The sequence below is a fragment of the Streptomyces sp. NPDC094143 genome, assembly GCF_040303825.1.
Lineage (GTDB): Bacteria > Actinomycetota > Actinomycetes > Streptomycetales > Streptomycetaceae > Streptomyces.
In genome coordinates, this window is the sequence record NZ_JBEOTZ010000087.1 from 1 (window position 1) to 9,047 (window position 9,047).

A 9,047-nucleotide genomic window follows, 5' to 3' on the forward strand; every position below is an offset into this window, starting at 1 on the left:
GAGGGCCAGGTCGGCGGCAAGCACGTGGGCGACCGGTGTGTGTTCGGCGCTCTGGAACGCCGTCAGCGCACGCACGCGGGCGCCCTCACAGGGGGAGGGTCCGGATCCGCTCGGGTCCCCCGGCCGGGTTCAGCCGAGGACGCCGCGGGCGGTCAGTGCCTTCTTCAGTGCCCGCATCGCGTAGTAGCTGCGGGATTTGACCGTACCCGTCGGAATGCCGAGCAGTTCCGACACATGGGCCACGCTGTGGCCATTGAAGTACATCTCCCGCAGGATCTCGCGCTGCTGCGCGGTGAGGTCCTCCAGCGCCTCCTGCACCACATGCGCGGTCAGCAGTCGGTCCACGTCGTCACCGACGGAGACCAGTAGATCGTCCAGCGGGTCTGGCACGCTGGGGCGCAGTGCCCGCGCGCGGTAGTCGTCGATCACCAGGTTCCTGACGACCCTGAACAGCCACGGCCGCATCGCCTCCGGGGTCAGCCCCAGAGAACCGGCATGCCTCCAGGCCCGTACGGCGGCGTCCTGAAGCACGTCCTGGGCGCGGTGCCAGTCGTTGCCCAGCTGCCGGGCAGCGTACGACAGCAGTGCCTTGCCGTGTTCGGCGTAGAGCGCGCGGATGAACCACTCGGCGTCCGCGGCGTCCGCCTGTGCGGTGGCCGACCTCGCCTGCGCGACCAGAGCAGCCGCCTGACCCTTACTCATGCGTGTATCCCCGGGTGTGAAGCGCCCCTCAGCGAGCGCTGTACGGCGAACGGTTCGTGATGTGTGCTGCCGGACGGATCAGGAAAGGGCGTCGGCCGCGGTGGCCTGCCAGTAGGTGACGTACGCCGAACTGTTGAAGTGCGCCCCGGAACCGGGAAGCCGGACGGTCCGCTCGGGGCCGACCGAGCCGCTCAGCTTCGCACCGGTGAACAGCACGCCGAGCTGCTTGACGCGGTGGCCGGTGTCACCGTCGGGGGAGTAGGTCCCGAGGCCCGCGTACGCGGACGCTCCGGGCCGCAGTGTCACCACGGCCTGCGGACGGGTGTCCTCGTTCCAGGCGACGGGTGCCTGCGCGTCCGGGTCGGTGCGCAGGAACGGCGCGCCGTAGGCGTTGCAGGGCTTGCTGCCGGTGTTGGTGGCGGTGAGCAGCAGGTGGTTGATCGGGCGCTTGACCTTGCTGACGGCCAGTTCGGTGTTGGCCGCGGTGCAGGTGACCGGCGCGCTGGGCTTCTTCGCGGTGTCCGCGGAGGCGGCCTGGGTGCCGAGGACGCCGAAGGCCGTGGCGAGAACGAGGGAGGAGGCAGAGAGGCGGGTGAGGAGCCGGGTCGTCATACGCATGGGGATGGCTTTCTGCTGGTCGTTTCGATGGCGAGGAAGGAAAGGAAGGCGAGGGACGACCGCGAGTGCGGCGCCCTCCCGGCGCGTTGCCGACGAGGCGGCGGCCGGGAACGACTCCAGCCTGGGCCAGATTCCGTCCCACGCACGGCGTCTGCGGGTTGTTTGGGACGGGTGGAACGCTGGAACGCTTCTGAGCTGCGGAAACGTGGACAGCCTGGAATGCCGGGAGGAACGCGGGGAGCCCGGGTGGCGTGCGGTGGCGGAGCGCGACGAGGAGGGTCAGGGGTGCCGTTCGGCTCGTTTTTTGAGGTCCTCCAGCCAGCGGTCCAAGGAGGCGTCCAGTGCCTGCTGCAACCGGACGGTGTCGGCGTTGACCGGCTCGCCGGTCCAGGACTCCTCGGTGCGGACGACGACTCCCTTCCCGGTCGGTGTGAAGGTCCACACGTGGACGGCGGTGATGCCGGCGGCGGGCCCGCCCCACACGATGCGCCGCTTCCGGTCAACCTGCTCGACCGTGGAGGTGATGCCTGCTAGGCCCTCGGTGGACCACACCCAGGAGGAGCCGGGGCGCAGGGGGCCGTCGGTCTGTTTGACCACGGAGCTGACGCCGTGCTGCCAGGCCGGCCAGTTCTCCACGTCTGTCTGGATGTGCCAGACGCGGTTGACGGGAGCCTGGATCACGATGGCGTCGCGGGTGATCACGGGAGCGTTCTCGTCGATCCCGACAGGCTGGGGGGCGGTGTTCGCGGAGCCGATGACGGCGGCGAGGAGTGCGGACGCGGCGGAAGCGAGGGTAAGCATGGTGTCCTCCTGTGGAGCGCTGCCCACTTGTGTGTGATTGGTCAATTACCATCGCAGCTTCGAGGGTGTGGCCCGAAACAAAGCTCATGTGTGAGTAGTTAACCACTCAGTCATTGGAAGGTCAACAGCTCTCGGTGGCGGGACGAGACCTCCCGCCCGCCCGTGGCGGACGGGAGGTCACGGAGTGAAGGCCGTCCAGTTCTCCGCCGTGTGGAAGCCCATCGCCTCGTACAGCGGCACACCCGGCGGGGTGGAGTGCAGGAAGGCGGTGCGGGCACCAGCCGCGTGGGCGTCCCGCAGAACCGCGCGCGTAGCCGCCCGGCCGTAGCCGCGCCGCCGGTGCTGCGGCAGGACGGTGACGTTGAACACGCCCACCGCGTCGCCCACCAGAACACCGAAGGAGGTCGCCGCCGGCTCCCCCGCCGGCTTCCAGGACGTACGCCCGCATGCGAGGGTGGTCCAGCAGTGCCGGAGTGACGAAGACATCGAAGAGACCGGGCGGCCCCTCGGCCCCGGCGGCCAGCAGGTCCCGGTACAGGCCGCCCTCCTCGCCGCCCACCGAGCGCGCCCGTGGCCCGCCGGATCCCGGTCCCGGTATCATCGCGTCCTGCTCGGTGAGGGCCTTGAGCATGAACGGCAGGGTCGAGCGCTGCCGCAGCCCGTGCGCGGCGGCGATGTCCTCGATCGCGGGGTCGACCCGGTCACCGCGGACCTGCAGGCTCCACGGCGCCGCTGTCAGCCGCGGGGAGGCGGCGCAGGCCGCGACCTCGGTGGCATCGGCCCGTCGCGCGGTGCCGAAGACCCCGTTCAGCAGGGGCATCGGCGCTCCGGTGAACAGCTCCATCGTGCCGTGCGTGCCGCTGCGGTGGAAACCGCCCGGCTGGGCGTCCGCGAACAGGGCGAGGGCAGCCGCCCAGCTGTCGGCAGCGGCGTCGACACGGTCAGGGAAGTAGGGGCTCGCCATGAGGGATCCTCGGGTTCGCTGGGGCACTGCGCTGGAAGGTCTTGCCCGGCCCGGAACAGGTCTCGGACGCGGGAAGGCAACGACGCGCACCGTGGACCACGACACGCGTCCGCCCGCGGTTCACCGACGTGCCCCGTTGCCCGGCCGGGCCGTGTCCGTGATCGTCCGGGCACCACACCACCCGGGTTATGCGGCAACGGTGTCCGCCCTCTCCCGCCACTGATGCCGGTAGCTGCCCGCGGACAGGCCGAACTCGCGCTTGAAAGCGTGGGCGAACGCGAACTGCGAGGTGTACCCGACCTGAGAGGCGATCGAGGCCAGCGGAGCGTCGGCCTCTCTCAGCAGCCGGGCCGCCGTCGACAGCCGCCACCATGTCAGGTACGACAGCGGCGGTCGCCCCACCAGCGCGGTGAACCGGCGCGCGAACGCCGCCCTGGACAGGCCCGCCCGCTGGCCCAACTCCTGCACGGTCCACGGTCTGGCCGGCTCCTGGTGCATCACGTGCAACGCTGTCGTGATCGCCGGATCGGCCAGTGCCGCGGGCCACCCTGCCGCCGGTTGTCCCCTGGTGGGATCGTCGGCCTGCTCCTCGACGTAGGCCCGCACGATGTAGACGAGCAGCAGGTCCAGCAGCGCGCCCACCGCGGCGGCGCCCCCCAGCTGAGCCTGCTGAAGGTCACCTCCGATCAGCTCCACTGCGGCTCGCAGCGCCGGCCGGCTGCCCACGGTCGCGGGCAGGTGCACGAGGTCCGGCATCTGTGCGAACAGCGGGTGGGTCAGGTCACGGTCGAGCTGGTAGGCACCGCACAAAAGGTCCACCGACATCCGGTCTGCCGCTGTCCGCGGCACGTCGTCCCCACTGCCCGCGCCGTCGATGTCCTCGAGCAGGACGTCCGGGACGACCGGGCGGCAGCCGGCGGGCATGCCGGTCAGGGACAGTCCGGGCGCGTAGGCGAGAGCGTGTTCGCTGCCGCGCGGCAGCAGGACCACGTCACCGGGGCCCAATTCCACGGGATGCCCGTCCACCGGCAGCAGCCAGCAGCTGCCCCGCAGCACCACGTGGAACCCGGCACCGGGAAAGGGCCCGTGTCGCTCGGCCCACGCCCCTCTGCGGCGCGCTCGCGCCGTCAGGGGCGATCCGGTGCGCATGAGAGCGAGGGCCTCACTCAGTACGTCCACGTCTGTGCCTTTCCGTCTCTTCGCACGTTGCCTCGTGGCGGCGGCGTGTGCCGTCCGAACCCGTCGGCGAGGTCACGCGGGCTGCTCGGCGGGTGAACCGGTCTCCGCCGGCACGGCCATGACGTCGATCTCGACCAGGAAATCGCCGGGCAGTGGACCGTAGGTGGTGGTGCGGGCGGGGAAGGGTTGCGGCACGGAGGCGGCGTACACGGAGTTCATCTCCGCGAAGTGCGCGGTGTCGGTCAGGCAGACACGGACCATGGTGACGTCGGCCCAGGCCCCACCGTGGGCGGACAACTGGGCGGTGATCTGGTCCAGGACGAAGGCGGTCTGCTCGGCCACCGTCCGGCCGTGGACGGTGCCGTCGGCGTCGAGGGCGACGTGGCCGGACAGCTGGAGGATCGGTCCCCTGCGGACGGCAGGGGACAGCGGGGCGAGGAGGGCCGGTTCGCCCGGCGCCGGTGCGGGGGCCGTCGTGGACGTGAGGGACGCGGAGGATACGGATGGCATGAGGGGGTGACTCCCGGTGTGAGTGTTCAGGGGGTGTGGTGCAGGCGGGTCACGCGCAAGGGGCCGTCCGGCGCGGACGGGGGTATCGGCGTTGTCCCCGGACGGTCTTCGGAGCCTTGCGGGCCCGCAGAGATTCCGGGGTCGCCGGTGGACGCGAAGCGGACCCATGCCGTGTGCGCCCGCCGCGCGAGTTCGCGGGGGGCGGGGCCGGGGCCCAGCAGGTGGTTCGGGCCGTGCAGGGACGCCAGGTCCAAGTGATCAAAGACGAACGGCAGGTCCACTGTGTGGCAGGCGCCGAGCGTGCCCGCGAAGGCGCCCGAGCGCCAGCCGAACTCGTACTGGAAGGTCCGGGCGCCGGCGGCGGCGGCATGGGCGCGGGCGAGGCTGCGGCTTCCGGTGCCGAAGAGGTGATCGCTCATGATCGCCGTGCGCAGGGCCGCGAGTGAGGCACCGGGCCGCTGCTCGCGATAGGCGGTCAGCAGCCGCTCCGGGCCGGAGGGGGAGACGCGGGAGGCGAGCGTGAGCAGGTCGTCCTGCGTGGTGGCTCCGAGCGCACCGGAGGGGGCCAGGTACAGAGCGGCCTCCTCCGTGGTGTTTCCGATGAACAGGTCCACGCCCGCCCCGGCACCGGCGGCCACGGCGTCGGCGGGCTGGCGTTCGAGCGTCGCGGGATCCAGTACGGGAGCGAAGGGGGTCAGGCCCAGCAGGGGGTCCGGCTGCCCGTCGGTGGTGGTCAGGTCGAGTCCGGTGACGCGGGTGACGCTCTCGACCAGACGCTCGTCGGTGATCCCGGCGAAGCTTGCGGCCTTGGCGGGCACACCCAGGTCGGCGGCGAGGGCCGAGGTGATCCGCCGGGCCTGTTCAGCGGTGAACGAGCCCTGCCCGGTGCCGCTCTGGACGATGGCACGGTGAAGCAGGCCCTCGGCGGCGGGGCTGGCGAGCACGGAGGCGGTGATGGTCCCGCCAGCCGACTGGCCGAAGAGGGTCACGTTGTCCGGGTCACCGCCGAACGCGGTGATGTTCTCCTGGATCCAGGACAGGGCCGCCATCACGTCGAGCATGCCCCGGTTGGCCGGTGCGTCCGGCAGCAGCAGCCAACCCGGGGCGCCGAGGCGGTAATTGCAGGTGACCAGTACCACACCGTCGCGGGCGAAGGCGGTCCCGTCGTACATCGGGGCGTCACCGGTCCCTGTGGTGAAGCCGCCGCCGTGTAGAAAGAGCATCACCGGCAGTCCGTGCGCTCCGGGGTCGGGTGTCCACACGCTGACGGTCAGGTACGCGTCGCCGGGACGCCGACCGGGGCCGGACAGGGCGGACAGGTCGATACCGCCGACGCGGCTGCCGGGCGGCGGGGTGGGCGCGGTGGGACCGAGGGCGGTCGCGTCCCGCACGCCCTCCCACCGCGCGGGTGGCGCGGGTGCGTCGAAGCGGGCGGCCCCGGTGAGCGGTGCCGCGTAGGGGATGTTGCGGAAGACGTGGACGCCTTCGCGCCGGGCACCGCGCAGCGTGCCCTCGGAGACGGTGACGGTGGCCGTTGTGTGTGCGGACATGCGGTTCCTCGCCCGGATCGGGTGGTTGCTGGAGAACGAACGGGGGTGGGGCCGGAAGGGGTTCAGTCCTGGCTGGAGGGGCTCACTGCCCGAGGAACCGGGAGCCCTCGCGGTCGGTGTGAACGGCACCGTGACCGGGGAAGGGGGCGGGCCCGACCAGGGCGTAGTGGTCGGCCCGTTCCGGGGCCCGGTAGCCGGCTCTGCCGGCCTGCTGAGGATTCCCCCTCGACGCGAGTGGGCAGGTCCGCGCCGAGGATCCGTACGAGACTGGGCATCATTGCTCGGGTCGCGTCCCGGCGGCCAGGTTGTCCCGGAAGCCGGTGTCCGGGCAGCCGCGGGCGGGCGGGCAAGCGCGTTCCTCGTCGTTGCCGGTGCCGGCCAGGATGGTGCGGCTTTCGCTGCTGCGGATCACCCAGGTCGGCGTGTCGGCGCGGTGCACGCCGGTGGGGGAGTCGTGCAAGTGCGGGCTAAGCCAAGGGACGTTGTCCCGCCACATCCGCTCAGGCGCCTCCGGCACGATCTCCGACGCGCGGGCGATGGCGCCCCGCCACTCGGCGGTACGGGCGAACCCGACATCGCCCAACCGGACGGAGTTGGTCGAGAACATGTGTGGACGCTCCCAGGTCGCAGTCGGTGAGGACGTCCGCGGACACGGCACGTGGCACGGACAGGCACGCGGTGACGTGCGTTTCCCACACTAGGCACCGGGCGGAAGACTCCCTATGCGTCAGAAACTCTTCCGTATACGCCTGCGTCTTCTGTCGCCCAGGTCGTACGGATGTGCCCTCCGATCCGCCTGGGGGCTGCCGTGGTGGCGAACCGGTGCCGGTGTCTGCCGTGACCGGGGAACGGACGGGCGGACGGGGAGCCGGGTCATCGATCCGAGCCGACCGGAACGGGGCGCCCTCGGCCGTGAGAGGCACAAGCGCGGGATCACACCGCTGCCCGGCGGAACGAACGCGCTGATCCGCGTCCACCGCGCCGATAAGCGGGCATGGCCATGTGCACACAAGGCCTGCTCCCGGCAGGGCGTGAGGTCCCGGTAGGCGGGTTCGTCCATGATCCGTACGTTGACGGGAGTCCACGGGTGGCCCGGTCGTGACCTCATGCCCGAGCGTCTCGTAAGCCTGATCACCGGACGGCGAGGATGCGCCTCCCGCTTCGTGGCGGCTGGCGCGGCCCGGAGGGCGAGCACCCGGTCCTCATGCTCGGCTGCCAGGGCAGGGAAGGACCCGTAACGGACGGACGTTCCGCGTCGTGGCGTCCCGAACTGCTCGGCTGGAGAGCGAGGTCTCGCTCGACGTCGGGGACTTCGAGGAGTCCGCCGACCGAGCCGACGAAGACGTTGTCCTTCGCGGCTCCTGCCTTCCGCCGACGGCCGTGTCCTGGCGCCTCAGTGGGCGGACAGCACCGCGGTCAGCGCGACCGCTCCCGGCAGAGCCTGGGTGAGCAGGATCGTGCGCCGCGCGGTGAGACCTCCGACCACCCCGGCGATCACCACGAACGCGAGGAAGAAGACCAGCACGGCGTGACCCCGCTCCGCGACCCGCAGCAGTCCCCACAGCAGGCCGGCCGCGACGAAGGCGTTGTAAAGGCCCTGGTTCGCCGCGAGCGGCGCGGTGGCACGGGCGGTGCCGGCGTCGAAGCCGGACAGCGCCCGTGCCCGGGGCCCCTGCCACAGGAACGCCTGCAGTACGGCGAAGAGCAGGTGCAGCACGGCCACGACGACTACCAGGACGTTCGCGACGATGTCCATCGGCTTCTTCCTCACTTCGTGACACACGGGTGACGCTTGCCACGAGCGGAGGGAGGACTCGGTTCGAAGGAGCGTCGACAACTGATCGTTCCAGTGAGGTTCGCATGCGGCTGAGGCGTATGGGGCCACAGCCCAGCTCTCGCAGGCCTTGGTGGATATCGGCGCGCCACTCGTGGCGGATGCGGAGCCGGATTGACCGGTGCAGCCAAGCGAGGGCACGCCCGACCAGGTCACCGCGGCGCGGCTCAGTCAGCACTCCTGCCGAAGCGATCAGTCATGCGCCGTCGAGGACCTCGCGCAGTCGATGCGCGAACTCGTCCGGCTTCCCTGGATATCCGAACTCTCCGTCGCAAAACCCGCTGTGATGGCTCGGGAACACGGTCACCCGCTGTTCGAGCAGTTCGGCGGCCGCGACGGAGGTGCGTCCAGTCTGCACGTCCAGGGACTCCTCGCCCACAGCGATCACGATGCAGGTCGGCGCAGCGGCGATCGCTGCGGCATCCGGCCGATGGCTGCTTACCGCCCATGACCGGTCGGACAGCAGTGGATCGTCACGCGAGCCGTCGTCCTCCGTGGGCATCCCGAGAACTGAGGGATCGGCCGCTGACTGTGCGAAGTACACGTCGGTGAACTCTCCCTCCCAGGAGGTCATGGCCACGAACGCAGCCATCCCAGCGCCCCACCCCCGCTTTTCGTACGCATCCCGGACACCGGCCCGCGCCCGCACGGCAGCCGGGCCGTCCGGTGTGAGGGTGATGAGCGGTGGCTCGTGTGCGACCAGGCTGGTCACGTCTGCGGGATACTTCGCCACGACCGCGAGTGCGGTGATCGCTCCGCCGCTGCTTGCGAACATCTCGACCGGTCCGGCTCTAAGAGGGCATCTGATCAAAGTTCACGCTGTTGTGACGGTCATGTCCGTTTCGATTCGCCACGTTGGCGTGGATTCTCCCGTCAGCTCGCGGGACAT

The 9,047-nt window shown here is 70.9% G+C and carries 10 protein-coding genes and 1 pseudogene; 1 reads left to right on the forward strand and 10 read right to left on the reverse strand.

Going from position 1 to position 9,047, the window contains the following annotated elements:
• Positions 1-129 precede the first annotated feature (129 nt).
• The 8 genes from ABTZ58_RS39360 to ABTZ58_RS39395 all read right to left on the reverse strand — a co-directional run bounded on the left by ABTZ58_RS39360 (position 130) and on the right by ABTZ58_RS39395 (position 6,931).
• The gene (locus ABTZ58_RS39360) at positions 130-702 is read right to left on the reverse strand and encodes a sigma-70 family RNA polymerase sigma factor (RefSeq protein WP_351368102.1); all 573 of its coding nucleotides are present in this window, start codon (positions 700-702) and stop codon (positions 130-132) included.
• A 78-nt stretch (positions 703-780) separates the two neighbouring features.
• Positions 781-1,320 carry a DUF4232 domain-containing protein gene (locus tag ABTZ58_RS39365; RefSeq protein ID WP_351368105.1) on the reverse strand — a complete coding sequence of 180 codons (540 nt, stop codon included), beginning with the start codon at positions 1,318-1,320 and terminating at the stop codon, positions 781-783.
• Positions 1,321-1,599: 279 nt separating this feature from the next.
• The gene (locus tag ABTZ58_RS39370; RefSeq protein ID WP_351368108.1) at positions 1,600-2,121 is read right to left on the reverse strand and encodes an SRPBCC family protein; all 522 of its coding nucleotides are present in this window, start codon (positions 2,119-2,121) and stop codon (positions 1,600-1,602) included.
• Positions 2,122-2,298: 177 nt separating this feature from the next.
• Entirely contained in the window at positions 2,299-2,607 is a 309-nt protein-coding gene (locus ABTZ58_RS39375; protein WP_351368111.1) for a GNAT family N-acetyltransferase, read from the reverse strand.
• Between the two features lie 664 nt (positions 2,608-3,271).
• Entirely contained in the window at positions 3,272-4,264 is a 993-nt protein-coding gene (locus tag ABTZ58_RS39380; RefSeq protein WP_351368115.1) for an AraC family transcriptional regulator, read from the reverse strand.
• A 72-nt stretch (positions 4,265-4,336) separates the two neighbouring features.
• Entirely contained in the window at positions 4,337-4,774 is a 438-nt protein-coding gene (locus ABTZ58_RS39385; protein ID WP_351368118.1) for a RidA family protein, read from the reverse strand.
• A 26-nt stretch (positions 4,775-4,800) separates the two neighbouring features.
• A complete protein-coding gene (locus tag ABTZ58_RS39390) occupies positions 4,801-6,324 on the reverse strand; it encodes a carboxylesterase/lipase family protein (RefSeq protein ID WP_351368121.1) in 1,524 nt (507 codons plus the stop codon).
• 274 nt (positions 6,325-6,598) lie between these two features.
• The gene (locus tag ABTZ58_RS39395) at positions 6,599-6,931 is read right to left on the reverse strand and encodes a hypothetical protein (RefSeq protein ID WP_351368124.1); all 333 of its coding nucleotides are present in this window, start codon (positions 6,929-6,931) and stop codon (positions 6,599-6,601) included.
• A 605-nt stretch (positions 6,932-7,536) separates the two neighbouring features.
• Here ABTZ58_RS39395 and ABTZ58_RS40430 point away from each other — a divergent pair.
• Positions 7,537-7,773 (forward strand): DUF6924 domain-containing protein, encoded by a 237-nt coding sequence (locus ABTZ58_RS40430; protein ID WP_502996217.1) that lies wholly within the window; start codon positions 7,537-7,539, stop codon positions 7,771-7,773.
• Here ABTZ58_RS40430 and ABTZ58_RS39400 read toward each other — a convergent pair.
• Positions 7,718-8,080, reverse strand: coding sequence for a DUF1304 domain-containing protein (locus tag ABTZ58_RS39400; RefSeq protein WP_351368127.1), 363 nt, complete (start codon positions 8,078-8,080; stop codon positions 7,718-7,720). The two genes, ABTZ58_RS40430 and ABTZ58_RS39400, sit on opposite strands and share 56 nt — an antisense overlap.
• Positions 8,081-8,354: 274 nt before the next feature.
• Positions 8,355-8,954, reverse strand: a pseudogene (locus tag ABTZ58_RS39405) (alpha/beta fold hydrolase); the annotation flags it as partial.
• Between the last annotated feature and the right edge of the window lie 93 nt (positions 8,955-9,047).

Coding starts and splice junctions, on each gene's coding strand:
- ABTZ58_RS39395 (WP_351368124.1), bottom strand. CDS start 6,931: ATGTTCTCGACCAACTCCGTCCGGTTGGGCGATGTCGGGTTCGCCCGT.
- ABTZ58_RS39390 (WP_351368121.1), bottom strand. CDS start 6,324: ATGTCCGCACACACAACGGCCACCGTCACCGTCTCCGAGGGCACGCTG.
- ABTZ58_RS39385 (WP_351368118.1), bottom strand. CDS start 4,774: ATGCCATCCGTATCCTCCGCGTCCCTCACGTCCACGACGGCCCCCGCA.
- ABTZ58_RS39370 (WP_351368108.1), bottom strand. CDS start 2,121: ATGCTTACCCTCGCTTCCGCCGCGTCCGCACTCCTCGCCGCCGTCATC.
- ABTZ58_RS39400 (WP_351368127.1), bottom strand. CDS start 8,080: ATGGACATCGTCGCGAACGTCCTGGTAGTCGTCGTGGCCGTGCTGCAC.
- ABTZ58_RS39360 (WP_351368102.1), bottom strand. CDS start 702: ATGAGTAAGGGTCAGGCGGCTGCTCTGGTCGCGCAGGCGAGGTCGGCC.
- ABTZ58_RS39365 (WP_351368105.1), bottom strand. CDS start 1,320: ATGCGTATGACGACCCGGCTCCTCACCCGCCTCTCTGCCTCCTCCCTC.
- ABTZ58_RS39375 (WP_351368111.1), bottom strand. CDS start 2,607: ATGTCTTCGTCACTCCGGCACTGCTGGACCACCCTCGCATGCGGGCGT.